The organism is Myroides sp. TSA_177.3, assembly GCF_052691955.1.
Genome location: NZ_JBQZGD010000001.1, coordinates 22,056 through 48,803 on the forward strand (window position 1 = coordinate 22,056; position 26,748 = coordinate 48,803).

At 37.1% G+C, this 26,748-nt stretch carries 25 protein-coding genes and 1 tRNA gene; 7 read left to right on the top strand and 19 right to left on the bottom strand.

The genetic code is table 11. The annotated features are described in order from the left end of the window. Positions 1–16: 16 nt before the first annotated feature. From ACUTSE_RS00125 to gpmI, 7 genes are all read right to left on the bottom strand, one after another. Complete coding sequence (locus tag ACUTSE_RS00125; protein WP_445638801.1) at positions 17–1,261, bottom strand: type IX secretion system plug protein; 1,245 nt, start codon at positions 1,259–1,261, stop codon at positions 17–19. A gap of 13 nt (positions 1,262–1,274) precedes the next feature. Further along, positions 1,275–1,940: a hexitol phosphatase HxpB gene (gene hxpB / locus ACUTSE_RS00130; RefSeq protein WP_445638802.1), complete on the bottom strand. Its 666-nt coding sequence runs from the start codon at positions 1,938–1,940 to the stop codon at positions 1,275–1,277. Between the two features lie 69 nt (positions 1,941–2,009). Continuing rightward, the gene (locus ACUTSE_RS00135) at positions 2,010–2,780 is read right to left on the bottom strand and encodes a class I SAM-dependent methyltransferase (protein WP_445638803.1); all 771 of its coding nucleotides are present in this window, start codon (positions 2,778–2,780) and stop codon (positions 2,010–2,012) included. A gap of 13 nt (positions 2,781–2,793) precedes the next feature. Then, positions 2,794–3,612 (bottom strand): type I methionyl aminopeptidase, encoded by an 819-nt coding sequence (gene map, locus ACUTSE_RS00140; protein ID WP_002989643.1) that lies wholly within the window; start codon positions 3,610–3,612, stop codon positions 2,794–2,796. A gap of 116 nt (positions 3,613–3,728) precedes the next feature. Beyond that, a complete protein-coding gene (locus tag ACUTSE_RS00145) occupies positions 3,729–4,394 on the bottom strand; it encodes a VOC family protein (protein ID WP_445638804.1) in 666 nt (221 codons plus the stop codon). A gap of 134 nt (positions 4,395–4,528) precedes the next feature. Beyond that, positions 4,529–5,152, bottom strand: a complete 624-nt coding sequence (locus ACUTSE_RS00150; RefSeq protein WP_445638805.1) for a hypothetical protein — start codon at positions 5,150–5,152, stop codon at positions 4,529–4,531. 62 nt (positions 5,153–5,214) lie between these two features. Further along, on the bottom strand, positions 5,215–6,732 hold the full coding sequence (gpmI, locus tag ACUTSE_RS00155) for a 2,3-bisphosphoglycerate-independent phosphoglycerate mutase (RefSeq protein WP_115092375.1): 1,518 nt from the start codon (positions 6,730–6,732) through the stop codon (positions 5,215–5,217). A 302-nt stretch (positions 6,733–7,034) separates the two neighbouring features. On the opposite strand from gpmI, the gene ACUTSE_RS00160 reads away from it, so the two are divergent. Next, positions 7,035–7,799 carry a murein L,D-transpeptidase catalytic domain family protein gene (locus ACUTSE_RS00160; protein WP_445638806.1) on the top strand — a complete coding sequence of 255 codons (765 nt, stop codon included), beginning with the start codon at positions 7,035–7,037 and terminating at the stop codon, positions 7,797–7,799. Between the two features lie 195 nt (positions 7,800–7,994). Continuing rightward, entirely contained in the window at positions 7,995–8,453 is a 459-nt protein-coding gene (locus ACUTSE_RS00165; RefSeq protein ID WP_445638807.1) for a MoaF-related domain-containing protein, read from the top strand. A 57-nt stretch (positions 8,454–8,510) separates the two neighbouring features. On the opposite strand, the gene ACUTSE_RS00170 is transcribed toward ACUTSE_RS00165, so the two are convergent. Further along, positions 8,511–10,103 carry a L,D-transpeptidase family protein gene (locus tag ACUTSE_RS00170; RefSeq protein WP_445638808.1) on the bottom strand — a complete coding sequence of 531 codons (1,593 nt, stop codon included), beginning with the start codon at positions 10,101–10,103 and terminating at the stop codon, positions 8,511–8,513. A gap of 210 nt (positions 10,104–10,313) precedes the next feature. Here ACUTSE_RS00170 and ACUTSE_RS00175 point away from each other — a divergent pair, with 210 nt between their 5' ends. Continuing rightward, positions 10,314–12,197, top strand: coding sequence for a TonB-dependent receptor plug domain-containing protein (locus tag ACUTSE_RS00175; protein WP_445638809.1), 1,884 nt, complete (start codon positions 10,314–10,316; stop codon positions 12,195–12,197). 339 nt (positions 12,198–12,536) lie between these two features. On the opposite strand, the gene ACUTSE_RS00180 is transcribed toward ACUTSE_RS00175, so the two are convergent. From ACUTSE_RS00180 to ACUTSE_RS00195, 4 genes are all read right to left on the bottom strand, one after another. Then, entirely contained in the window at positions 12,537–13,199 is a 663-nt protein-coding gene (locus ACUTSE_RS00180; protein ID WP_445638810.1) for a WG repeat-containing protein, read from the bottom strand. A gap of 28 nt (positions 13,200–13,227) precedes the next feature. Beyond that, the gene (locus tag ACUTSE_RS00185) at positions 13,228–13,983 is read right to left on the bottom strand and encodes an SDR family NAD(P)-dependent oxidoreductase (RefSeq protein WP_445638811.1); all 756 of its coding nucleotides are present in this window, start codon (positions 13,981–13,983) and stop codon (positions 13,228–13,230) included. An 11-nt stretch (positions 13,984–13,994) separates the two neighbouring features. Further along, a complete protein-coding gene (locus tag ACUTSE_RS00190; RefSeq protein ID WP_445638812.1) occupies positions 13,995–16,283 on the bottom strand; it encodes a hypothetical protein in 2,289 nt (762 codons plus the stop codon). Between the two features lie 106 nt (positions 16,284–16,389). Further along, the gene (locus tag ACUTSE_RS00195; protein WP_445638813.1) at positions 16,390–17,397 is read right to left on the bottom strand and encodes a helix-turn-helix transcriptional regulator; all 1,008 of its coding nucleotides are present in this window, start codon (positions 17,395–17,397) and stop codon (positions 16,390–16,392) included. Between the two features lie 109 nt (positions 17,398–17,506). Here ACUTSE_RS00195 and ACUTSE_RS00200 point away from each other — a divergent pair, with 109 nt between their 5' ends. Genes ACUTSE_RS00200 through ACUTSE_RS00210 form a run of 3 tightly spaced genes read left to right on the top strand, consistent with a single transcriptional unit; the run spans position 17,507 to position 21,584 of the window. Beyond that, positions 17,507–19,876 carry a TonB-dependent receptor plug domain-containing protein gene (locus ACUTSE_RS00200; protein WP_445638814.1) on the top strand — a complete coding sequence of 790 codons (2,370 nt, stop codon included), beginning with the start codon at positions 17,507–17,509 and terminating at the stop codon, positions 19,874–19,876. A 12-nt stretch (positions 19,877–19,888) separates the two neighbouring features. Continuing rightward, positions 19,889–21,145 carry a hypothetical protein gene (locus ACUTSE_RS00205; protein ID WP_445638815.1) on the top strand — a complete coding sequence of 419 codons (1,257 nt, stop codon included), beginning with the start codon at positions 19,889–19,891 and terminating at the stop codon, positions 21,143–21,145. A 4-nt stretch (positions 21,146–21,149) separates the two neighbouring features. Next, positions 21,150–21,584, top strand: coding sequence for a DoxX family membrane protein (locus tag ACUTSE_RS00210; RefSeq protein WP_445638816.1), 435 nt, complete (start codon positions 21,150–21,152; stop codon positions 21,582–21,584). A 62-nt stretch (positions 21,585–21,646) separates the two neighbouring features. Here the strand turns inward: ACUTSE_RS00210 and ACUTSE_RS00215 are convergent, their stop codons facing one another. The 4 genes from ACUTSE_RS00215 to ACUTSE_RS00230 are packed head-to-tail and all read right to left on the bottom strand — an operon-like array spanning position 21,647 to position 24,090. After that, positions 21,647–22,219, bottom strand: coding sequence for a pentapeptide repeat-containing protein (locus ACUTSE_RS00215; protein ID WP_445638817.1), 573 nt, complete (start codon positions 22,217–22,219; stop codon positions 21,647–21,649). A 49-nt stretch (positions 22,220–22,268) separates the two neighbouring features. Further along, on the bottom strand, positions 22,269–23,411 hold the full coding sequence (locus tag ACUTSE_RS00220; protein WP_445638818.1) for a glutathionylspermidine synthase family protein: 1,143 nt from the start codon (positions 23,409–23,411) through the stop codon (positions 22,269–22,271). A gap of 9 nt (positions 23,412–23,420) precedes the next feature. Further along, positions 23,421–23,792 (bottom strand): hypothetical protein, encoded by a 372-nt coding sequence (locus tag ACUTSE_RS00225; RefSeq protein ID WP_002989675.1) that lies wholly within the window; start codon positions 23,790–23,792, stop codon positions 23,421–23,423. 1 nt (position 23,793) lies between these two features. Further along, positions 23,794–24,090, bottom strand: a complete 297-nt coding sequence (locus tag ACUTSE_RS00230) for a hypothetical protein (RefSeq protein WP_002989677.1) — start codon at positions 24,088–24,090, stop codon at positions 23,794–23,796. A gap of 152 nt (positions 24,091–24,242) precedes the next feature. On the opposite strand from ACUTSE_RS00230, the gene ACUTSE_RS00235 reads away from it, so the two are divergent. After that, complete coding sequence (locus ACUTSE_RS00235) at positions 24,243–25,118, top strand: AraC family transcriptional regulator (protein ID WP_050899471.1); 876 nt, start codon at positions 24,243–24,245, stop codon at positions 25,116–25,118. A 32-nt stretch (positions 25,119–25,150) separates the two neighbouring features. On the opposite strand, the gene ACUTSE_RS00240 is transcribed toward ACUTSE_RS00235, so the two are convergent. The 3 genes from ACUTSE_RS00240 to ACUTSE_RS00250 form a co-directional block, all read right to left on the bottom strand. Continuing rightward, positions 25,151–25,221, bottom strand: a tRNA-Trp gene (locus tag ACUTSE_RS00240). 44 nt (positions 25,222–25,265) lie between these two features. Next, positions 25,266–25,634, bottom strand: coding sequence for a DUF983 domain-containing protein (locus ACUTSE_RS00245; protein ID WP_002989681.1), 369 nt, complete (start codon positions 25,632–25,634; stop codon positions 25,266–25,268). A 247-nt stretch (positions 25,635–25,881) separates the two neighbouring features. Continuing rightward, positions 25,882–26,607, bottom strand: coding sequence for a hypothetical protein (locus tag ACUTSE_RS00250; protein ID WP_445638819.1), 726 nt, complete (start codon positions 26,605–26,607; stop codon positions 25,882–25,884). Positions 26,608–26,748 lie beyond the last annotated feature (141 nt).

A 26,748-nucleotide genomic window follows, 5' to 3' on the forward strand; every position in this document is an offset into this window, starting at 1 on the left:
CTGTTCCTTTTTATTTTTAGTACGTAATCTGTTCTGCATTTGCTTCTACAAAACCGATAACACGATCATATAAATCAGTATTTCCTTTATAATATACTAAAACTTGATATTTATTTGTGGTCAAAGCGTGATTCCCGTCCGGGTTGTGTTCTGTGCTAACCTTCCCTTTTACCACGGCTGTAATGTTGTAATTGGTGAATCCTTGTTTGATGAGAATGGCTTTTTCAAAACGATCCGTTTCTGGATTGTAGGTCAACTGATGCTCAGGAGTTAATTCATAATTGTTGAACATTCCCGTAACAAAGTACACCTCGTTTTTATCCTCAGCTATCGGTTGAAAAGTGAAACATACCCAGCTGTATTCAGCTTCAATTGCTGCCTTTTTTCCATAGATATTGCGCACTCTAAACGAACCGTTGATATCGGGATAGTAAGAATATTTCTTATCCAACCATCCTGTAATTGGGTAAAGCGTCGTTTTATACATGTCATTTTCCTTCCCATTGAAGTAAATCATGTTGTTGGCTTGTTTTAAATCACTATTGTCAAAATAGCGAAATTGGTTGCCTCCCCAAAAACTAGTCTCCTTGTCGTATTTGTAAATCAAATCTGTACCGATGGTATATTGAGGGGGAATCTTGGTGATATAAGAATCCCAACGACCATTTTGGAACAACGCTACTTTGATATTCGTTGTTGGATTTTGATACGTTTGGTCCCCTAATTTAATGGTCAGTTCCAAAGATTGCTTCGTATCGATATAGGTTAAATCTCTTGCTCTTTTAACCTGTGCACCCACACCAACCGTATTTTCATACAAGACAAATTTGCGTCGGATGACTACTTGATTATCTTCATCGTAAATCTCTAAGATATAGTTACCGCTTTTGGTAATGCGATACATGGAGTTCGGGATGGTCAACTTGTAATGCGTGTACATCTGCAACGTATTGAATGAAGTGTTGTACTGTTGGATGCGTTGATTGTCCATTCCCTTGATGTATTCAATTGGTCTCAATTGAGAGGGGGTCCAATCGTAATTATAAGCCTGAACACGGTAGTAGTAATTTCCTTCATCTCCATACAAATCGTCAAATTCGAGTGCAAAGCTCTCATTTAAAGGAAAGAAAGGAGTGACAGCTTGATCATTATTCATGAAAGCAGCCATTTTGATGTAGTTGGCAGTATAATCCTGTGTTGATTGTGCTTGAGTAAGCAACGTGCAAAAAAAGAAAATAAAAAGCCATTTTACGTTCAACATGAGCGATGATCTATTAAGGGGTTACGTAATTTAAAGCTAAGAAATTTTCTTCAAATTCCTCTAAATTAAATAGTTTTCTATCTGCTAAATTAAATTTAGGATCTTCGTAAAACTCCAATTCAGGAACCACAAAGACGGTCATTCCTGCATTTTTACCTGCTGTAGCTCCTGTAAAAGAATCCTCAACAACAAGGCAATGCTCTGGTTGACTGTTTAGGTTTCGTGCAGCTTGTAGATACACATCAGGAGCGGGTTTGCCCTGAGGGACATCCAATGCAGATACCGTCGTTTGAAAAAAGGAATGAATATTCAATCGCGTTAAAACAGTTTGAATCAACGAAGGCGTAGAGTTTGTCGCTAAACCAATTTTAATCCCTTGGGCTTGTAAAAAGGTTAAGGTGGCTAAAACCCCTCTTTTGATTTCTCCTTCTTGGCGAACCAGTTCATCTACGCGGTCGATAACGGCTTGTTCTACTTCTTCGAGTGAATGGCCAGTCCAAGGAAATAAACGATACCAAAGTTCAGTTACTGCTCTTGTGGTTTGTCCAGTGGTTTGATGGGCTATTGCTTCACTCCATTGACAACCAACAGCAGTAAAAACTTCTCTTTCTGCTTGTTGCCAAAATTTTTCAGAATCAATTAAAACGCCATCCATATCAAAAAGTACGGTCGTAATCATAGTTAAAATACGTAAACGAATAATAGTTGTACGAATATACGGAAAAGCGATAGAATGAGAAAGGAAGGTTTACAGTGGTTTGAAACAAACCGGGATTATTTCTCCTGCTGCTAAACAATATTTTTCCACTTCGGCTGGGGTAAGTCGATGGGTGTAATCCTCTTCAATAACTGTAAAACCAATCTGACGCAGTTTATCAAAATAATCTGTTCCATAAACGCGAACGTGATCGTATTGACCAAACAGCAAGGTGCGCTCTTTGGGATCTGTGATACTGTCATCTTGAAAAGTAGTTGCTCTATTCAAGTCTTGAGGGACTTGAAATATACCCATTCCACCCGGTTTTAGGATGCGATATAATTCTTGCATGGCTTTGGTATCATCGGGAATGTGTTCCAATACGTGATTACACAAGATTATATCAAATGAATGATCCGCAAAAGGTAAATTACAGATATCTGCTTTGACATCTGCTAAAGGCGACTCTAAATCTGTCGTAGTATACTTTAAATTGGCCTGTTTTTTAAAGCGCTTATAAAAGGCTTGTTCAGGGGCAAAGTGTAAGACGTGATGTGGAGCCGTGAAAAAATCAGTTTCTCTTTGTAAGTACAGCCATAACAAACGATGCCTTTCTAAAGACAACGTGCTTGGAGAAAGTACGTTGTTTCGCTGTTTGGCATAGCCATAAGGTAAAAAACTTTTAAAACTTTTGCCATCAATAGGATCCGTATAGCGATCACCTTTGAGGTACCAGGCAAAAATAGGTCGAACAAGATAACTCAACCGAATTAAAATCGGTCGAGGTATAATGTTCAGTATTGTTTTGAAAAGTTTCTTCATTAGCGGAAGTGAATTATAAAACTAAAGGATTAGCTCTAAACTCATCTTCTTCATTGCTTTGGATTCCCAAGGCTTGGTAAATGTATTGGAATGTAGATAACAATTCTGGTTTACCATTCACTAAAGCCACATCGTGCTCAAAGTGTGCGGATGGTTTTCCATCACGCGTAACGATAGTCCATCCGTCATTCAGTTGTTTGATGTTTCTTGTTCCTAAGTTAATCATAGGTTCAATTGCAACAACCATACCTTCAACGAATTTCTTTCCTCTTCCTGGTTTACCGTAATTTGGCATCTCAGGAGCTTCGTGCATTTTTGTTCCTAGTCCGTGACCTACTAATTCACGTACTACCGTATAGCCTTCTTTTTCGCAATAACGCTGAATAGCACTTCCTACATCTTCTACGCGGTTACCCAATTTGAATTCGCGAATCCCAACGTAAAGCGATTCTTTCGTGATTTGCAATAAACGCTTTGTTTCAGGTGCAACTTCACCTACTTCAAAGGTATAGGCATGGTCACCATAGTATCCATTCATAACTGTTCCACAGTCAATCGATACGATATCACCTTCTATAATGGGTTTATCTGTTGGTAGTCCATGTACAATTTGCTCGTTTACACTAGTCAAAATAGTAGAAGGACATCCATATAATCCTTTGAATCCCGGTACTGCACCGTGATCTCTGATAAATTCTTCTGCTTTTTTATCTAATTCTAAAGTCGTTACTCCTGGCTTTAGCTCTGTTGCAAGCATCCCTAATGTTTTAGAAACTAAAAGGGCACTTTGTCTCATCAACTCAATTTGTTCTAGAGTTTTTGGAATGATCATACTTTATTGATTTAAGAACTACAAAATTACGGTATTCCTTTGAATCTAAAAAATGGATGAAAATGGAATTTTAGAAATAAAGAAGTTCTATGTTGTTGAACAGCAAAATAATTGGCTTATTTCCAATCTGAAGCCTGAATGGTATAAGAGTTAGCATTGACTTCTAACTGAATCGCCGCATTGCCTGGTTGGGCTTTTATTGCAGTAGGATACCAGTTTCTTTCAGGGGTGACGAAGATAAGTAACCCTTCATCGTCGCCAATCGCACAGAATTCAGGTAAAGGTTGCGCTTTGTCGAAATACTGTAATCCCGTTTGTTGCATAATCCCTTCTGCTGTTTGCATCGGTTGGGAAGTAACAATACCGATTTCGCTAATATTCAACATTTCTTTTGGTGTAAAAGGTTGATCGAGTACCGTTTGAATATCTTCTCTTGCGATGAATTCAAGTAAATTGCCGTTCAAATCCCAAAAGTAAATCGATTGCGCTTTCCAAGCATCGAAATAGGTAATAACTTCGGCTTTCGGAGAAGGAAGTAGTTCAAGGTTCTGCGCTTCTGCCCAAGCAATAGCCTGTGCTAGGTGATTTGTAGCAATATTAAACGCAAGGTGATAAAAAGCAGGACTGTCTTTTTTCTCCTGAAAAATCAATTTGGTGCCACCTGCTTGAAAGTGAACTTCGTTTTGTGTTTGTGCTATAAGAGTTAAACCTAAGGTATGTTGATAAAAATGAATGATGTTATGTAGGTTTGCTGTTTCTAAGGTTAAGGCTGTTATTTTCATAGATAACTTTGTTTTTGTTTAAAGTAAAGGTAGGTGGAACTATGCGGTATTGTAAGTGATTCCTATGGAATAAAAAAATAGAAGTATAGATAAAAACAATAAAAAAGAGGCGATAAAAAGCCTCTTCTTTTGTATTATAGTTGAATAAATTTAGGTTCAAGTTGTAGTAAATCACCAGAAATTTGCGTGAGTTTACCCTTTTCAAAAGCATATAAACTCGCGTATTTGTCTTTTACAACTGCTTTTGGATTGGGTTCGTTTTGAAGTAAATCCATCAAAAAACGATTATTGCATTTTCCGTGCATATTGGTATTATATGCTTTGTAGTTGACTATATACAGCGGAAGGTCAATTTGTTGACTCAATGTGGTACCTAGGGCACCATACCCTGTAGTAACCAAGAACAGTTTATATCCATTCTCATCTGCCCAGCGTTTAAAAGTTGCTAAAGGATAACAAGTAGGTCCTACACAGTTATTCGCGAAGGTGTAAACCAGAATTTTATCGTGTTGTTCCATTTGTTGGCGAATTTGTTCTCCTGTTATGGCATAGACGCGATTGTGTAGGGTATCTTTTCCTTCTTCATAAGTTGCAAGATAGGGGTGGAGTGCTGGATCTAATTTTTTATAATCACTGGTGACTCCATATATCGTTATACAAGAACTGCACAATAGTGCAAGACCTGCTAACGCGAGTAATTTATATTTCATAGGTTGATTGGTTGGTGTTAAATCAAACGAATATAGCGAATTAATCATAAAAAAACAGCGCCTTGTATTTTTACAAAGCGCTGTTTTTATGTTGTTGCTTGATTTAAGTATTAAACCAAAGATTGTCTCGTCATTTCTTCCGGTTGAGGTAATCCCATTAATTTCAAAATCGTTGGGGCAATATCTCCTAAAACACCGTGGTTGATGGTTTTGATGTCTTTATCAACTAGAATAATCGGCACTGGATTCGTGGTGTGTGCTGTATTCGGACTACCATCTTCGTTTAGCATAGTTTCACAGTTTCCGTGATCGGCTAATACGATAGTCGTATAATTATTTGCTAAAGCTGCTTCAATTACTTCTTTAGCACATTGATCTACTGCTTCACAAGCTTTAATTGCTGCTTCCATTACTCCAGTATGTCCAACCATATCCCCATTGGCAAAGTTTAAACACACAAAGTCAACTTCTCCTTTTTGCAATTCCGGAATTAAAGCATCTTTTAAATCATAAGCGCTCATTTCTGGTTGCAAATCATAGGTTGCCACTTTAGGCGAAGGACATAAAATGCGTTGCTCTCCTTCGAAAGGTAATTCTCTACCGCCTGAAAAGAAAAAGGTTACGTGTGGATATTTTTCTGTTTCGGCAATGCGAATTTGTTTTTTACCATGTTGAGCGATAATTTCTCCAAGCGTATGATGTAAATTCTCTTTGTCGTATACCACATGCACACGTCTAAAGGTATCGTCATAGTTGGTTAAGGTTACAAAATACAAAGGCAAGGCTTTCATTTCGTATTCAGGGAAATTATCTTGTGATAGTACATGGGTTAATTCACGCCCACGATCTGTACGGAAGTTAAAAAAGATAACCACATCATCGGCAGCAATTTTACCAACAGGATGATTGTCTTCATCGACCATCACGATAGGTTCAATGAATTCATCTGTAATTTGATTCACGTAACTTGCTTCGATGCTTTTAACTGCATCTGTAGAGTGAATTCCCTTTCCTTCCACCAATAAATGATAGGCTTTTGCTACTCTCTCCCAACGTTTGTCGCGATCCATAGCGTAATAACGGCCAATGACAGAAGCCAATTGAACTGGAGAATAGGCAATGTGCTCCTCTAATTTAGCAATGTGTTTCACTCCCGATTTTGGATCTACATCACGTCCATCTGTAAAAGCATGAACAAATAAATCTTGTAGGCCATAATCCACGGCTGCATCAAGTAAGCCATACAAGTGTTTCTCATGCGAATGCACACCACCATCTGAAAGTAAACCTAGAAAGTGAACTTTCTTGTGGTTTTCTTTTGCATAGGCAAAAGCCGCTTGCAACGCAGGTTCATGTGCAATCGTTTTGTTTTCAACCGCCATATTGATTTTGACCAAATCTTGGTACACAATTCGACCTGCACCTAAGTTCATATGACCTACTTCAGAATTTCCCATCTGACCTGCTGGCAATCCTACATTTAATCCGTCCGTTAATACATATGTATTCGGGTATTGGGTATATAGGCTGTCAATAAAAGGAGTCTGAGCATGTGCGATGGCTGAAACTTTAGGGTCTTGTGTTTTCCCCCAGCCATCTAATATCATTAAAATTACTTTCTTATTCATCGTTGTGTGTTTTTGTCGTTTGAATTATTCCTTATACAAATTTACAGATTGTATTTTTAAGTTCTACTTTTTGAGGGGAGATTCCTGCACTTTATTTAAAAAAAAGACACTTTTCGCTGTTGACTTTTGAGGATTTAAGGAAATTGTGATTTTAGGCTATGAAAAAAGCTCAATTCGCAAAGAATGTACAAAAAAAACATAATTATACCCTTACTTTGGTGATTATCATTTGTTTGGTAAAAATATTTTTTTATTTTTACGACTTCGTAATTAAAAATAACCCCTTTTTTAAAGATAATACAATGAATTATAAGCAGTGGATAGTGGCTTCGGCGGCTTTGGTATTAGTTGGTGCAGGTATTGCCAAAAATTCAATTCAATTTGATAGTTCATCCATTCAATTGGATGCTGATATAACAGAAAAAACAGAAACAGTAGAAAAAACGGAATTAACAGCAGAAGAAAGTTTTGCACTAAAAGCAAATACTCTTTTTCATACGTTAGATTTAAAAGCATTTAATGCTCCTTCTGAAAAAGTATTTACTATGGCGTTGAAAGGCTATTTTAAAATGCAAGAAGAAGGGTTAATCAAAAATAATAAATTGACCATTGTTGATTTTAGTGTTTCTTCTACACAAAAAAGATTATGGGTGATTGATATGGAGAAAAATACAGTGCTACTAGAATCTGTTGTTGCCCATGGCAAAAGAACAGGGGATGAGTTTGCAACTGCTTTTTCAAATCGAATCAACTCGCATATGAGTAGTTTAGGATTCTATAAAACTGGAGAAACGTATCAAGGAAGCAATGGCTTTTCTATGCGTTTAGACGGATTGGAAAAAGGAATCAATGACAATGCACGTACTCGTGCGATTGTTGTACATGGCGCAGATTATGCCTCTCCTGCCTTAGCCTTAAAACAAGGTCGTTTAGGCAGAAGTTATGGTTGCCCTGCTGTTCCAAATGAAGTAAACAAAGAATTAATCGAATTAATTAAAGAGGAGTCTTGTTTATTTATTTACTCTACACAACAAGATTATTTAAAACAATCAAAATATTTAATCTAATAGCATAGGATTCAACGAATAGTTGCTAAAAATGTCCAACGCACCAGAGTACGTTGGACATTTTTATTTTAAAAAAAATCTGATTTTTTGATACAGACAGGTCTACTTTTTGTTACTTTTAAGTGTGCTACAAGTTGGAATTGCATGTGATGCACTGTAGTATAAACGATAGTATTACTTAAAAAAATTAAAGCGATGAAAAAAATCAGTTTATGTTTACTTGCAACTCCTTTGTTGCTCTTGTCTTGCAAACAAGGAGATTCAACGACAAAAGGAGCAGAACCCAACCAAACAAGTGAGGCTACTCAGACGCAATCCACACAAGATCATGGTGGGTTAATTGGGCAAAAAGGAATTCTAACGTACCCTGATTTTAAAGCAGAGGTAACGTATTTGTCAGAAAATCAATTGCATTGGAAAACCACAAATGCAGAGGGAGTAGTTTCAGAAGGAACGGAAACAATGAGTTATAAAAAAATAGGGGATCACCTGTTTTTTATTAATTGGATTGAACGCGATGGCTTAACGGTTAGTCAGGTTATCGATATGCAAAAAGGAAGCGTTGATGCTTTTCTGAGCTATGCAGATGAAACAAGCAGCCAAGGAAAGCGAAGTGCAAATTTTATTCAAGGAACTTTTCAGTTGGTAAAATAAAAGATAAAAAAATAGCCCCTGATTTCAGGGGCTGTTTTTTTATATCTAAGGAGATTCTTATTTATTTAAACGCTTGTAAAGCTCTTCGTCATATTTATAGATATCTTTGAAATAGGTGAACTTTCCATGGGTGTCTACTTGTACTGTCCAGTACAATAAATGAACATCAATTGGATTTTCACTTACCTTGATACTCTTGGTATCTTGAGAAGCAATAATCTTATCAACTTCCTCTTTGGTAAGATCTGGAGCTGCTAGTTCAAAAATATAACTGGTTAAATCAAAAGGATCTTGTACACGTACACATCCCGAACTCAGATTTCTGTCGTTACGTGCAAACCCCCATTGACTTGGTGTATCATGGAGATAAACCGCATGGTTGTTTTGAAATAGAAACTTGACACGCCCCAACGTATTCCCTGGCCCACCTTTTTGTACATAACGGTAGGAAGTCCCTTTACTCGCATCCCAGTTTTCTGGGGTAACTACTTTTCCTTGGCTGTTGTAAATCGTAAAATTCAATCTTGAAAAATAGGATAAATCGTTACTCGCTTTGGGTACCAAATCATTTTTCTTGATGGTTGGTGGTACAGTCCAAGTCGGGTTCAAGACAACAGTTGTCAAGGTTGAACTTAAAATTGGTGTTTTACGCGCAGCTGTTCCCACAACAACTTTGTGTTGTCGAATTGTATCTTGATTGGACACTGAAACTAAGCTATACGCGGGAATATTTACCAAAATATAATTGGATGAAAATTCTCTCGGAAACCAACGCCAACGCTCTAAATTGACGATAATCTTTTCTTTTAAGGCATTTTCATCGCGCAACATAGCTTCAATGGTTTTTGTATCAGTAAAGCCCGTAACACTGAGTTTCTTCTGGGTTTGAAAGGCCTTAATGGATTGAGCTGTCGCTTGATTGTAAATTGCGTCGGTCTGTATGCTATCCGCCAATTGATTTAAGAAAATCAAGTGTTTTTTAACGGCAACAAGCTCCGGAATCGTATCGTTAATTTTACCTTGTTTAAACGGTTTTAAACTGTCTTTTTCCAACGCATAGTAAGCAGATAATTTTTTCCTTAATTGCGTGTATACCGGTTGTTTGGTTCGAATACTGTCGTAGGTTAGTGCAACATTTTCATGCTCTAAAGCCAAAAGCATCGTGGCACTGGTATTTAATGGCTTTGGGGTTATTTCCCAATCCCCATACAAGCGCTTAGCTCTAACACTTCCGTTGAATAGGTTGTCTAACGTATTGACATACATCGTAGAAAATAAAAAATCCGCTTGAATTTTATCTGTTTCATTGAGTTGTTCATATGTTGCATCTAAATCCACGAGCTGGTGTATTTCTTTCGAGGCAATTTTGATTCCATCATTTTGGAGATCGCGAACACTTTCTAAGAGTTGCTGTCTGTTAGCAGCATTAAACCAGCCTAAATGGTAGTCATTGGTCTTGTAAAAAAGACGAACTTCTTCTTGAAGTGCACTGGTTTGAAGGGAATCAAATTGGATGTTGGGAACTTCATTCAAAGCCTCAACAACTTCATTTTCACCATAAACGACTCGCATGGCTTGCTTGCTTCGCTCACCACAAGAGGAAAGCACACAAGTAAGCAATACGGTTGGGAGTACTAATTTCTTAATCATATAGCAAGATTATAAACCAAAAATAATGAAAATAATTTACATTTAAGATATGATTGTTGTTTGAGTTGATGCGGAAGTCCTAAAATGAAAGAAATAAAATATTTTTTTCAGAAAGTTTGAAACCGGTCTGTTTTGTATCTTTAAACCGGACTAGAAACGAATTGGAATCCTCTCCTACATTTGCAGCATACAAATGAATATTGAATACTTATGAAACGTCAATTTTATGTAGCCTTAACGCTTTGTAGCTTTTTATCTGTAGCTGGTTATGCACAAGAAAAAAGTACCACAACGGTTGAGGACAATATGGAAGAAATTGTAATTTACAATCAGCGATTACAGCTTCCTAGTACTTTAAAGAATAGAAATATTACGGTTGTTGGACAGGATCAAATCAAACAATTACCGGTGAGTTCAGTTAATGAGTTATTGAGTTTTGTGGCCGGAGTGGACTTGAGACAACGTGGACCTAATGGAACACAAGCCGATTTGAGTATTGATGGGGGAAGTTTTGAGCAAAATGTTTTGTTGTTGAACGGGCAAAAGATTTCAGATCCACAAACGGGACACAATTCACTAAATATTCCTATTCCATTAGAGGCTGTAGAACGCATTGAAATTGTACGTGGACCTTCAGCGCGCTTGTATGGGGTAAATAGCTTGACTGGTGTGGTGAATATCGTGACGAAAAACCCAAAGAAGGATGGAGTCTTTGCGGCTATGTACGGAGGTACGAGCTTTAAAAAAGACAAAGATGGGGATCACAATGAAACGTATAACAACCGAGGGGTTCAGGTAGGGGGAACGCTAGTACGTGCCAAAGATAATCACTTGCTATTCGCTAGTCATGATTCAGGAAATGGGTACCGCTACAACACCGCTTACCACAACAACAAAGTATTTTATCAAGGAAATATTGTTCCCAATGATCAAAATGCCATCATGATTTTGGCAGGACATGCGAACAGTTCTTTTGGTGCAAATGGTTTTTATGCCGCACCAGGAGATAAAGAATCGAAAGAAATTGTCAGTACGACTATGTTGAACTTGAGTTCTCGCCATTATTTATCTGATCGTTTGACGTTGATGCCTAGTGTGGCCTATCGCTATAACTTTGATGATTATCGCTATTATCGCCAGCGTTTGGATGTTGCAAGAAGTAGACATTATACGCATGCAATTACCTCAAATGTCAATGGAGAATATACCGCAGATTATGGAAAATTTACATTTGGAGGTGAAATGCGTTATGAAGAAATTAATTCAACCAACATTGGGGATCACAGTAAAAGTAATTACGGATTCTTTGCTGCTTTTCAACGCGATTGGTTCGAGAAGTTAGATGTGAATATTGGCGCTTATGTCAATTATAATACAAAATATGGATGGGAGTTTTTCCCAGGAATTGATGCGAGTTATAACTTTAACCCGAATTGGCAAGCTACGTTTAACGCAGGAACGGCTAGTAGAATTCCTTCGTTTACGGATTTATACTTAGATCAACGTCCAGGTAATGTTGGAAATCCAGATTTAACCCCAGAGAAAGCGTATCAAGTTGAGGTGGGAGGGAAGTATAGAAAGGATCGCTTTCAGGCGGAAGCTTTTGTCTTCTACCGCGATATTGATGATTTCGTAGATTGGATTCGCGTGGATATGAATCAACCCTACCAACCGTATAATGCATCTAAGAATAAAACAAAAGGAGTCAATACCGCCTTGCGTTATCGCTTGGGGGATGAGGTGAATATCTGGAACTTAGGACTTTCATATACGTACCTGTCTCCAACGATTGAAAATAAATCAGCAGAAGCAGGGATACTCTCTAAATATTCTTTAGAAAGTTTAAAACACCAAGTCGTGGGAACTGTAAACTATACGAATGATAAGTTTAGTATAACCTTAGCGAATCGATTCAACGAACGATTGACATATAAGAGTTATTGGATTACGGATATTCGTCTGAACTATGCCTTGGATAAGCTAAAGTTCTATATAGATGCTCAGAATATATTTGACACAACCTATATTGAGGCAGGCGCTGTGCCAATGCCTGGTAGATGGTTCACTTTAGGAATAAAGTTTGATGGGCTGTAAACTATACGGATGTTTGAGTTAGTTGTTTATTGAAGATGGGAGAAGAGAAATTAGAAAAGAGTATACTCCGTTCTGATTTCCTTCTCCCATTTTCTATTTAGGTTTGTTCTTTGTGAGGTTTGTTCTTTGTGAGCGCGGGATGCAATCCCTTTCCCTCTTTCCCTTTTCCGTTCAGGATAACAGGCAAATTGCCATTTGCCCCTACGTGCATATCTCATCGCCTCACCAATCTCATCGTCTCACCAATCTCATCGCCTCACCAATCTCATCGCCTCACCTTTTTTCCAATTACCATTCAGATTCAGGGGCAAATTGCCATTTGCCCCTACATTGTTTCCCTTAATCCGATATTTTCATTCCTTTTTTATTAATGGTAAAAGCGCGGAATTTCACTTCCACTTGTGCTTGTCCATTTTCAAAATTACTAGCATACTCGTATTGAAAGGGAATCATAACTTTGCCTTGGTTATTGATATAACCGAATAAATTGTCTTTAGAGGCTAATGCAAGTCCCTCTGAGAAATTACCGACAAACTCATACGAAGCGGGAATTACTTTATCTCCAGTGGTGGAGAAAAATCCCCATAAACCTCCTTCATAATAAGCAATTCGCTCCTCACTACTCGTTTGTAATTCTTCATAGATGTAAGGAATGACAACCTCTCCTTTGTCATTAATTGCCCCTTGATACCCTTCAAAGGTTACAATAGAAACATTATCAACAAAAGATTCTATTTGATGAAACAAAGGTTCAATAAACAATTCCCCTGTTTTTGTTTTAATCCCAAAAAGAGACAATTCAGGGTCTTGAAACCAACGTAAATTATTGGCAAATTTAAAATCTGGATCGTTTTTTAAATCAATAAAAACAGTATCCGAAGTCGCTTGAAGTAAAGGAATAAGGTTTTCATTCCAAGCGCTTTTAGCTTCACTCGCTCGAAGCGGAGAACTAAAGGTGCAATGAAGTCCGACAAAAAGACTAATTGCAAGAAGGTGTTTCATAAAGTGGTTGATTTTAAATCGTTTTGCACTATTCAGGTTTTCTGTAAAAAGTTGTTCCGCTAGCCTGTGCTTTCGGAAAAATAGTCATATCTGCTAATTGTACGTGATCGGGTTGATTGATTGCGTATGCAATTGCCTGTGCAATATCATCTGCACTTAATGGATCATATCCTTTGTATACTTGATCTGCTTTCGATTGATCTCCTTTAAATCGCACCATAGAAAATTCGGTTTCTACAGCACCAGGTGCTACATTCGTTACTTTGATTCCTTTGGTATTTAAGTCAATGCGCAAGCCTTTTGAAATGGACTCGACAGCAGCTTTTGAAGCACAATATACAGCTCCATTCGCATAAGTTTCTTTCCCTGCAATAGAAGATAAATTTACAATATGCCCTCCGCGAGTGTGTTGTAATAACAACGGTAAAACGGCTTTAGTGACGTAAATTAACCCTTTCACATTGATATCAATCATCGCTTCTAAATCTTCAATAGCGGCATCTTGAAAAGAAGACAAGCCATGTGCATTTCCAGCATTGTTGATTAGGATGTCGATATCTTTCCAAGCATCAGGTAAAGAAGCAACAGCCTGAAAAACTTCTTCTTTGTTGCGAACGTCAAAAGTTAAGATATGGGTTTCAGTCGTTTGGTTTAATTCTTGCGCTAATGTTTCTAATCGCTCTTTTCTTCTTCCACAAAGTATTAAACGATGATTGGGTGCTAGTGCTTTGGCTGTAGCTTGCCCAATACCTGAAGATGCTCCTGTGATAAATACTGTTTTCATATGCGATTGTGTTATAAAATAGTTTGTTTTAGACCTTGTAAAATACATAACCAAAGGTAATTGAAAAAAGACTTTTCTTCTATGCGATTTACCTTTTTTATCTCAACTTCTTTGAACTCCCCAGCGGAGTTTTTGTGAATGAACCAATTACCAACTTTAGATAGTATTTTTCGTTTCTTTTCTCCATTTTTTCGGTATAAAGTTACCTTTAAATCCTTGTAATTCATACCGAAAGTACCCGTTGCTACTTTGTTATTCCCCGTGAAATTGAATTTAACTAAATCTAAATTCCCTTCGGTAGAGGCTTTCACATAAGGCTGTAAGAACGGTTGCATGGCTGTAGCAGGGAAATTTTTAATGGTTCCACTAATGCGAAAATCGTCTGAGCGATTCAAAACATTAAAAGACCAGTTGACTTGTAGCGGTGCTGCATTCATAAAACTAGCCTGAATAGCCAACGTAGTCGTCGGTAATTTCGTTTGTTTATACCCGCTGTATACATTTTGAATGGAAGCATTGAAATTCCCAAAAGTCAACTTTCCTGGTGCAACCGCCTTTTGATCGTATTCTTCATATTCTAAAGTAGAATTGACAATATCTACCTTTTTTAGCTCCAATGTAAACGGAATATCACGTAATTTTTTGCTAAACAAAGGTTTTATACTCATATTAAATGTCGGCGTTTTATCGCGGAATATATTGGCGTTAATATGGTCCAAGCGAACGTGATCCGCTTTGAAGAATAGCACGTCTTGGGGGTCAAATCCCCAAGTATAATTAGAAAGGGTAATGGCTTTGGTTTTAACCGTAAAAATATCATCCGCATAGGTGAACATGCGCACCATCGTTTTGCGATTGTATTTAGGGGTAAGCTCCAAATTAGTACAAGTTAATGTCGTATTATGCCCTTGTATTTTATCAATTTTAATGTCGTAAAAACGTCCTGTATTCCATTGAATCGCTTCAGATGAGAATGAAATTTCTTTGTAACGTACCGGAATCTTATTGGCTAACGTCTGCGCATCGAGGTTAATTTGCTCAATAGAGGCTTTTACTCCTTTAGTCTGCAAGACAACCGTGCGATCTTTTCCTTTTGTAGAAGTAAAACTTCCCTCTTGGAGCGATAGGGTATCAATTTGTACTAAATCGTCGAAAAACACATCTACCTTTTGAGTTTTTGGTTTTGTTTTCTGTTGAGATTGATGCAAATGGATATCCGGGTTTACTACCTGAATGGCTCCAATGTGTAATTCTTCTTTGGCTTTGTTTGCTACGCGTTTCAGATGTAGACTACCTCGTTTAATTAACCATTGATTGAGTGAATTAATAGTAATGCTATCCATATCAATAGCTGCAATGGTCAAATCAAAAGGCAAAAGCTTAGGATTGACAGCAGTCTTCACTTCTTTTTTTCGGGTGGATAATGCATTTTCTTCTACTACGACATCCACAGCTGGAGCCTGAATTTGATCAATATGCAAGTAGAAATCCTCCTGATTTTTGTAGCCCCAGTCAGTTCCTTTTAATAGCAAAGAAGGGGTATCGATGGTTAAGAGACGATGTGGTAAATCGGCCTTATCCTTGGCTGTTGTCAACGGTTCAAGTAAAAGGCGCGTAGTGCTAATTTGATTGGGATTGACTTGAATCCCGTGAATCGTTAATTGTTGAGAATCTGACACTAAACTGCGTACAGAATCACAAGAAATAATATAATCCTTATACGTAAAGGGTATAGGTTTATCTTGGGTTTCAACGCCAAAGTGAATCCCTTTAAGTTCTGCGCTAAAGTTGTGTACTTCATGTAAACGAAGGTTTTTCTCCACATCGTGTATCAAAACATGGGCTTGTTTCACCGCAATCGTTTTGATATCAATAGCTTGAATAAACTGAAGGGGTGGTGCAGGCGTTGTGTCTTTTGGAGTCGGATGTTGGAACAGTTGAATATCAGGTTGAATGATCGTAATTCCTTCTGCTGCGAGGTGATGTTTTTTAATTAAATCCCATAGACCTACTTGCTTGATATCAATCTGCTTTAATTTACCTTTTAGGTAGGACAGCGTATCCGTTACCGTTGTGGCCTTGGGTTGAATGTCGATGTCTTGGATGCTTAACTTTCGCTCAGCAATCGAATAGTGAACGGATTGATAAGTTAAATCATAAGGAGAGTCGTTTTTTTCTGCGATGATTGTAGGTAAATACTGATTCAGTACATAGTTGATTATCCACTGACCCGAACAATATACTACCACAATAAGGATGAAAATACCCCCTATTATTTTATGTTTCTTTTTCAATCGCATAGTTAGGTGTTAAAAACTGTTTACTCAAAGATACCATTTTAGTTACTTATTTGTGTAAAGATGTTTCAACTTTGTTTGGCTTTACATCAGCTAAGAACTTGTTTTACTATTGATTAAGTGTTGGGTATGAACGGGGTATACTATTGTTTTGGCGACATCTACTCGGGGCATAGCCAAAGTGTTTCTTAAAAGCATTGCTAAAATTGGATGTATTGATATATCCGCATTTTATACTGATCTCTTCAATGGAATCGGCTGTATTCAGCAAGTATTTTTGCGCCTGATTCATTCGCAATTCTTGTAAATAACCAAAAATAGTTGTGCCATATAGTTGCTTGAATCCTAGTTTTAGTTTGGTTTGATTGATGCCTACTTTTTTGGAGATTTCCTCTATGGTTAAAGGATGACTTATATTCGACTGAATGATATGCGCTGCAAAATGGATGGATTCTATATCTCTTGTCGTTAATTTAACGGTTTGCGTCGCTATTTGTTCCTCAAAACAGTAAGCTAATATCTCATAAATCTTGGATTCTAAGTAGATTTTTCGCGTTAATCCTTCAAAAGAACATTGCTTGATCTGCTGGATTGCATGGTATAAAGAAGGAGTGATGGAGATGCAGTTTTCAGTTAACCCCGCACTCTTAGCAAGGGTGATTTGATTGAGAAAATAATCCAACTGACGATGTTCTCCTGCATATTGACTAATCATGCTTAAGGGAAGATGAATATCAAAGGTTTCATAGTCCACCCCTTTTTGGAACGATAGTTCTGATTTCTCTCCAGTAGAAGCTAAATAAATCATATTTCCTGTCATAGGAGGAACTTCTTTGGAAGAGGAAAAAGAGTTTTTATAGGGAATCGCTTGAGGTGATAAATTGAAATGCAGTTCTAAAAAAGGATCATTTTCCAAACAATCCAATGTCATGGTTTGTTTGGTTGTGTACTGAAGAGAAACTACGCGCAAATGGTCGTTGATTACTTCCTGTTCAATGGCTATTTTCTCTGGAAGTAGTGCCGTTGTTTTCTCTTTTTTATAGGCAGTATTCGCTCCAGGAGTCGATGGATAATCCACCAGGTCTAAAAAGTCTGCAATATCCATTCTATAGCTCATAATAAACCTTTTTACGTAAATCTTACACTCAAATTCGTAAGACGTATTGAACGTCCTACTGCTATTTTTGCGTAAAAATACAGTATTTAAATCTATTCTAAATAACAACATGGTTAAATATTTATACTTTTTGTTATGTTGCTCTTCGACGGCTTTGGCTTGTGAGGTGTCTTTTTCTGTTCAACGAAGTCAAACCGTATCTTTTTCGGCTTTTACCTTAGTTGTGAATCAACAAACCTATGGGTTGGATGAACAGGGGCATAGTGGACGGATAGATTTACCCGCAGGAGAATACACCCTACAAGTATATGAGAATGGAAAACAAATCGACAGTCAATCTGTTGAGGTTGATTGTCAAATCGCGCATTATCCTTTGATACTAAGAGAGAAGAATGAACAATTAGAAGAGGTCGTGATTCACGCTCAAACGACACAACAAAAAATAGAACGAACTCCATTTGCGGTGCAGGTGTTGGATATGAAGCAAGTGCACAATAAAGGAGGAGATATCAGTAGTCAATTGAATCGATCAGCGGGAATTAAGGTTCGATCTAATGGTGGATTGGGAGCTGAAACTCAGTTAAATTTAGGTGGATTACAAGGCAAAGCAATTCGCCTGTTTAAAGATGGTATTCCCATAGAGTTATTTGGACATGGTTTCTCATTGAGTACAATCCCTACCAATATGTTAGAACGCATTGAGATTTACAAAGGAGCAATGCCTGTTTATTTAGCTTCAGATGCACTAGGTGGTGGGGTGAATTTAGTTACGCGAAAACCCAAATCTAATTTGGTCGAACTCTCGTATGAAATCGGTTCCTTTCGCACCCATCGCGCGACAGCTAATGTGTTTTTGGTAGGGAAGAATCCTTCGTATTATTTTGGGATGAACACAACCTATAATACTTCTGCAAATAATTACAAGATTGATGCCCCTTTCGTTGATGCTATTACAGGGCAACAATACACTAAAAAAGTACGTCGATTTCACGATGGAACTTCTTCTTATTATGGAGAATTAGTTGCTGGAGTTCGAGATAAAGCTTGGGCAGATGATTTGAGTTTTACATTCGTATTTGCTGATTTTTACAAGGAAATACAGCACGATAGTGAGATGGGAAAGGTATTTGGAGAGGCAGATAGTTCAGAGCAAAATTACGCCGCTATTTTATCGTATAAGAAAGGGTTTTGGGATGATCGATTACAGGTGAATGCCGTATTGAGTGGAAGCCATTTTAATACCAAATTAGAGGATACTGCTACGGTGCGCTACAATTGGGACAATGAGATTATCTTGAGCGATCAAGTAATCGGCGAAATAAATAAAGGAGGAAGCCAACAACAGTTGCACTACAATTTACTTTCAGGGAGAATCAATGCTACCTTTCAAGTTAATCCCAATCACTTTATTGAATTTGGAGAATTAATCTACCATCAGCGCAGAAAGGGCAGTGACCAATTAGGAGCTGTTTCTCCTGTTTATCAGGTGGATGTGTTGACCATTCCTGCAACATATCAAAAAAATATCACTGCTTTAGCGCTCCGTTCCCTTTGGTTGAACGACCAATTAGAGAGTATGGTTTCACTGAAGCATTATAATAGTCGATCGAAAGGATTTACAACAGATAAATTCAATTTCGCTTGGCAATCTTCTCAATCCAATAAGCAATGGGGCTATCTCGGTGGGTTGAAATGGGATGCTAAACCGCTTTTACTAAAGTTATCTTATGAATACGCAACTCGATTACCCGATGAGATGGAGGTTTTTGGTGATGGCGTTTTGATTAAAGAGAATTTAGATCTTCTTCCAGAGACGAGTCATAATGTCAATTTAAATACAGCTTATACCTATGGGAAATCCACACATAAGGGAACCGTAGGGCTTACTCTTTTTTATCGCCGCGTGAAAGATGCTATTTTTCTTCAGCCAGATATTCCGTATAACCGATACATCAATTTTCATCAGGTAGCAATTAAGGGAGTGGAAATGGAAGTAACACATCAGATTAAAGAACAGTTTGAGTTGGGGATGAATGTGACTTACCAAGATATTAGGCGTATAAATGAAAGAGCCGAATTTAAAATGTACGAAGGCGCTCGTGTGCCCAACATTCCTTTCTTTTTTGGAAATGCCTTTTTTACCAGTCACTTTCATGGATTATTTTCCACTCGAGATAAAGTGAGTGTGAATTGGAATCTCAACTATTTACATCGCTTTTATCTGACGGATATTCCCAAAAAGCAAGAACCTAGTCTTTTTGGAAAAGCGGATATGGTGGATTCTAAGTTAATTATTCCCAATGATGGGAGATTAGGGCAGTTTACCCAAGACATAGGGGTGTATTATCACTTTGCTAATCGAAAGATTAATCTAGCCTTAGAACTACTTAATGTAGGAAATGTAAAGCGCTACGATAATTTCAATATACAAAAACCTGGACGTGCTGTTCAATTTAAAATTGTTTACAAAATCATTTAATAATTCAAAATCATGAAAAAACTTACATTCAATGGGATCGCTGCGGCTTTCTTAACTACTTTTTTGCTGTTTTCGTGTAGTAGTGATGACAATACGCAAGAACCAACACCACCTGTTAATCCAGATGAACTACCCAAAGACGAGTTATGGGTTATTTTCAATGGAACAGAAAAATGGGCGGGAGGTATTTATGCTTTAGGCGATGCAAAATCTCGTGTTATGGATTTGTCAGCTATTCCTTTCTATCAGTTGGGATATTCAGCAGGAGGTCGTGTTGTGGATAATGTATTGTACAAAAAAGATGGGGCATTAGCGAGTGAAGTAGGATTGTCAAAATACAAAATGGAGGGGAATAAATTTGCAGCTGATGGATTTATTAGTACCCCAAATAATACCTATGAAACCAACTATTTAGTTGTTAATGCTGCAGAAGGATATTATTGGGATTCAGCAGCAGGAGGATTAAAAGTACAAAAATTCAATCCACAAACGATGCAGCGTATTGGAGAAGTGGATTTTTCATCTCTTTCCGATGGGAGTTCTTATGAAGCAGCAGGTCAGTTGATCTTAGCAAAACGAGACAATAAACTATATGTTGATATTCAACACGGAACACGTAGTACCGCTTGGCAAGTGAAACCGAATGTAGAAAAAGTAGAAATAGCAGTATATGATTTGACTACAAATAAAATAGAAGGAGTTACTTCTTATGAAGGAGCTACTAACTTAGGTTTATTCGCAGATCATGTTTTGTGGAGTTTGGATGAAGTTACACAGGATTTATACGTGATTGCAGTAGGAGATATGACTGTTCAAAAACCAGAATCGAAAATCCTGCGCATTAAAAGAGGTGAAATTAAATTTGACCCTACTTTTGAATTGAAGATTTCAGATTATCAATACCCAAGTGATTTCAACCGAATTTTTGCACACAACAACAAGGTGTATACAACAATTTCAAGTCGTCCGACTTCGTATTATGGAGGAGGTCAACATGGTGTTTCTTATAGAAAAGATATTTGGTACTGGAACGAAATTGACGTACATACAAAAAAAGCAACCCGTTTAGACATGTTACCGGATAATTTCTATTCGTATCAAAATCCATTTTACCACAATGGAAATATCTATTTTATCTCCAATAATTCAGAAGAAAATTTTGCAGGAGCATATCAATACAATCCTAAAACAGGAGAAGTTAAAGAAACATTTCGCCTAAAAGGAAGTGGACGCTTAATGGGCTTCCATATTATGGATAAAAACAAATAGCATCATGGGAAAAGTAGTTCAGCGAATAGGCCTGTTAATAAGCTATATCTTTCGCGCCTTTTTAGCCTATGTATTTATTCCACATGGCTATGAAAAACTGACAGAAAAAATCAGTCAACAAGAGTATATCGACTTTGGATTAGGCGGAGATTTCTTGGATTTCTATTTGATTTGGGAAAGAACAAATTTTATTGAAGTGATTGGTTTTGCTCAATTGGTAGGAGGACTATTACTGTTGTTCCGAAGAACCTATTTCTTTGGAGCAGTTTGGTTATTTCCTGTTTCAGTAGGGATGTTCTTGACACATGTTTACATTAGTCATGCCCTTGATTTTATCTATTTTGACTTATTGGTCTTGGTATTCAATGTCTACCTTATTGTTGAAAATTATGCTGCTATTAAGGTCGCTTTTTTCAAATCACAGAAAACGTGGATTTAAGAAGTAAGCAAAGCAACAGCAAGACATAAAAAAAGAGAACCATTGGTTCTCTTTTTTTATGCTTATCGTATAATCAATTGATGTTTTCTCAATAACCCATCCAAAGCCTCTTTGGCAAAGATGGCGTTTTTTAGTTTAGTTGAATCTGGATCGATATCAAAATTGTAACTGGTGTAAAAGTCAGTTTTTTCCGCTTTGGCTTTAGTGAAATTCGCACGATACAAATTACAATTGTCGAACATGGCTTGCGATAAATCGGCTTCCATAAAATCCGCACTAATCAAGCTGCAATTGATAAAGGTTGTTTTCTTTAAATTCAAACCATAGAAGAGCGATAGTTCTAGATTACAATCCGTGAATGAAAATTCAAAAATAGTTTGATCCATCATAGTGAAGTTTACATGGGTGAAATTGCACGTTTGAAAATGACAATTTCGCAATCCTACGTAATTAATCGCTGCATTTCTAAAGTTGCAGTTTTTGAAATCACAATCGATAAATACAGTCGACAGAAAGGAACATGCACTAAAATCACAGTGGATAAATTGACAGTTTTCATACTCTCTAAACGAAATACTATTCGGTTCAAAAGTGATATTTTCAAAGGTTTGGTCGTATATAAAATCAGGAGTCATAGGATAGGGAAATTAAAAAAAGCCTAATAAAAGCAATTAGGCTTATCAGTTATTCAATAATATGAGGTACAAATCTACTTTTATCTGTAGTAATTCGCTTATCACTTTCTCTAAAGGTAATGCCGCAAGGTTCTTGCCCGATGAGCCAACTGCCAATGATAAAATACCCTTTACCTTCATTCGGTAAATTGGCTAAGGCTTGACAAATATAACCCTCATCGCCATAATCGCCTTTTGTTGCCTCTACAATCTGATTGTTGATGTACAAGGTTACATTGGCTCCTTCGCGAGATAATAAGGGTTTCTTAACGAAGTTTTGCATGCCTTTAGGTTCATCAAAATACGATTCCAAAAGTAAAGGATGGTTTGGATATAATTCCCATAAGATAGGCAGAATCGCCTTGTTTGATAAGATCATCTTCCAAGAAGGTTCAATCCATTGCGCTTGGGCCATATCATTAGGGATGTGTAAAGCAAATCGTTCATAGATGAGCCATTCCCAAGGATATAGTTTGAAAATATCAGTAATCATCTCATCTTCCAAATCGGTAAATGTTTCACCATCCCAACCAATATCATCAATATAGATGAGTTTGGTCTCAATACCTGCCTGAATAGCACAATCGCGTAAATACTCAATATTGGTCAGATCCTCTAGCGTTTCACGCATGCAAGAGAAGTGTAAGGTACTCCCTTTCATGTGGGCTTTCGCTTCTTTCCACGTTTCGATTAATCGATCGTGTACTGAATTGAATTGGTCTTTTGAGTGGCCAAAATAAGTATTCATCCATTGCCATTGCACAACGCCCGTCTCATATAAAGAAGTCGGCGTATCAGCATTAAATTCGAGTACTTTTAGTTGTTTTTCAACCGTGTCATACACAAAGTCAAAACGACCATAAATACTTAATTCATCATTTTCCCAAGAACGCTCAATGTGCTCATGGAAGAAAAGAGGAATCTGAAATTGATCATATAATTTATGGGTGATGACGTGATCTACTGCTTTGAGACACATTTCCCATAAATCAGCCGTAGCCGCATAAATTTCATCCGCTAAAGGTTCAGAGATACTATAGTAGTACTCTTCGATCCAGTATGGGACATTATTTTCATCTGTATGATAACCAAAACCGTTCTGTTCCAATCGATCTTGCCAATTGGATTGCGGTGTGATGTATTTTATCTGCATGTTTTACAATTAAGAAGACGCAGTATTGTCTTTGGCTGTGTTGCCAAATCCACCACGTGCAGTTTGCTTTTTATAGGCGTCAGCTTTAGAGGTATTTGTTCCGACATTAGATTGTGGAGAAATACCAGGACTAGTATAGCCCATACCTCCTCCCATCATCGGACGGAAAGCCATATACCACAATAAAGCACTTCCCATACCCATTCCACCACCACTACTGCGTTGTTGTTGATATTGGTCCGTTACTTCTGTATAAGGCGCACTGCTGTCTGCACGCATAAAAACGCGTTGTTGTTCTTCTTTCGTTTCAGTAGGTTTAGAACAAGAAGCTAAAGTGGCTGTAATTAAAACTAAAGAAACGGCTTTACTACTTTTTTTCATATTATTCTACTGTTACGTAAATTGGAATTTTTTCTAAACTGGTTGGTTGACTATCACCCCAGTCGCTAAAGTTTTTCGCTGTGGTAATTGTGTCTGCTTTTTGTTGTACCATTTTACCATTCACCCAGATTGTTTGAGCCGTGATATGGTAAATGCTATCACCCGAAATTACAGTTTTTAATGTAACTTCTCGAGCAGATTTTTTATCTAGAGATTCTAAATTTTGTGTCGGTTGTTGTTGTGTACAAGCTGTCGCTAAAAGGGCAATAAAACTCGCTATTCCGATTGCTTTTTTCATTGGAGCAATTATTTTTAGATTGAGTAACAAAGTTTGAAAATAAAATTTGCTTATGCAATGCTTATTTTAGAAAATGAAAGTTCTTGTAAGATAGTTAATTAAATTGGGCTTCGTTGGAATTCTTTTTACTTTTGCTACAAAACGAGGAGGGTATGGATGAAATAGCTATTTTACAAATTAATGATATAACGCATAACAATTTACAAACTGATTTTTATGCGAATACCTTATCTCAACATCTCATTGATAATCACAGCCATATTGAGCGACCGCACAAGCATAATTTTTATGTAGGCGTTTTGTTTACGAAAGGGGAAGGCATTCACGAAATTGACTTTAACCGCTATGAAGTAAAACCAGGATCTGTCTTTATGTTGGCGCCTGGACAAACGCATAGCTGGGAACTATCAGAAGATATTGAAGGGTATATCTTTTTTCATACACAGAATTTTTTGGATTTATATTTGTTGAAGGAGACCCTACGTGATTATCCCGTATTTCGTTCTGCTTTTTATCCCAATCATGTATGTTTAAATGAATCGGATACGCAAGTATTGGCTTTTGTTTTGAATCGCATGGTAAAAGAAGTTCGACAAGAGCAATGGAAGCGCAACCAGCAATTGGTAAGTTTAACGTTGTTGTTTTACATTGAGACCAATCGAATCTTGTTGCAAGGAGAAACCTTTAAAACGATTAACAATAACTTATATGCAACCCATTTGCAGTTGTTTGAGGAATTGATTGAAAAACACTTTGCCGAAGAAAAGTCAGCCGCTGTGTATGCGAACTGGATGAACATGACGCAAAAGCACTTGAATCGCGTGTGCAAAACGATGGTCAATCAAACAACGACGGATATTATCTTAGATCGCGTGGTTTTAGAAGCCAAACGTATGATGATTTATACCGATTATCCACTCAATGATATTGCGTCTATTTTAGGGTATGATGATTACTCTTATTTTTCCAAACTATTCAAGAAAAGAGTAGGAGAAACGCCTAAAGAATTCTTTAAACGATACCAATAAAAAAAGTCCTTACGCAAGTAAGGACTTTTTTGCACGGGTGGAGGGATTCGAACCCCCATCAACGGTTTTGGAGACCGCTATTCTACCCTTGAACTACACCCGTTTCTGTTTCAAGTGGTGCAAAGATAAATAACTTTTTGAAAGAAACTATTCTTTTTTGTAAAATATGTTTAACCAAATTATACGGGATAATCGGTAGTTAAAAGTCCAACATAAAAGTAGAACAACTACAATGGCGATAAAGGTTTGAAGGAGAGTAATATGCACATCAAAAAGTGCATTGATGATTAATCTCAATACCATTACTGCACACATTTCTGCAACTGTAAGACCATAGCTTACATACATCCCTCCAAAGTAAAAACCAGTTTCTCTATGGAAATTATAATGACAATGAGAACACTCTTTCGCCATTTTGGGCATGCGCATTGTAACGGGATTCCCCTTATCATAGAATAAATCTTCCTTGCCACAATTTGGGCATTTTCCACTTAAAACTCTTGATATGTATGACATAAGATTATTTTTATGCAAAGTAAAGTAAAAATACTGAAATGTATAGGTTTTAAAATGCTGTATTTTGGTATAATTCAGACATTTTAGCTGCTGTTTTCGTATTTGTTGTTGTTTTATTTTATCGCTATAGCGTTGATTGTCTTGAAAAAGATAAAAAGCATTAGGACATTGATACTGGACAATAAAGTCAGGATAAAAAAAAACAGCAGCAAACCATGATTTACTGCTGTTGATTGGGAAAGTACTATTATTCCGCTGTTTGTTCTTCTGTATATGATGATTCTTCTACTGCTTCTTCACCTTCACCTTCTGTATTTTCTCTAATGTTCAAATACTTTAAAGGATTAGATGGAGCTTCTCCACTGTAGTAATCATCAAATTCTTTGACCAAATTCGCAATTTCTTCTAAGGACATTACTTCGTTTTCTTCTCCAGAAGCATTGTAGTATTCCATTAGTCTCAGGCGATCTGTCTCATATTTTTTGCGAAGGGTATTTTTCTGTGCTCCATAAATCGCACGGTCCATACCATATTTTCTGTAAATCTCTTTTTGATCTGCTTTATAAACGGCATCCAACGCTTTTAAATCTGCTTTTAAACCGTCATCTTTGATATTAGCTAAATCATACTCAACTTTCTTTTGCGCCCAAACATCCATTTGATCTTTGTTTAAGGTACGTTGAATGAATAGTTGATACGAGTCCTTTACTTTTTTTTCCGTTTCTTTTTTCTCAACAGGCAACATGTCTGTTCTGTCGTTTAACGCTTGTAGGTCTCTTTTGATGTATTCGTTTTTAACGACAAAAGAAGCTTCTTGTTTTTGACTTAATCCCAATTCAGCTTTGTGCTGAAGGATGTTCTCTATATCTTTATAAACAATAACATCACTGCTACTTTGAATAACTGGTTTTCTTTGCCCATAGGACACCGAAAAAGCCAATAGTAGAATGGATAGTGAGATAATCTTTTTCATTTCTTTTCTTTATTTCTTTCAGTTGCAAATTTAATATAAAATAATCTTTTTCCTTTCGAAGTGTAGCTAAAAAAAGCGTGCGATAAAGCGCTACTTTTTGTTTATAATTACACCCTGATTAACGGTTCATCTCCAAGGCTG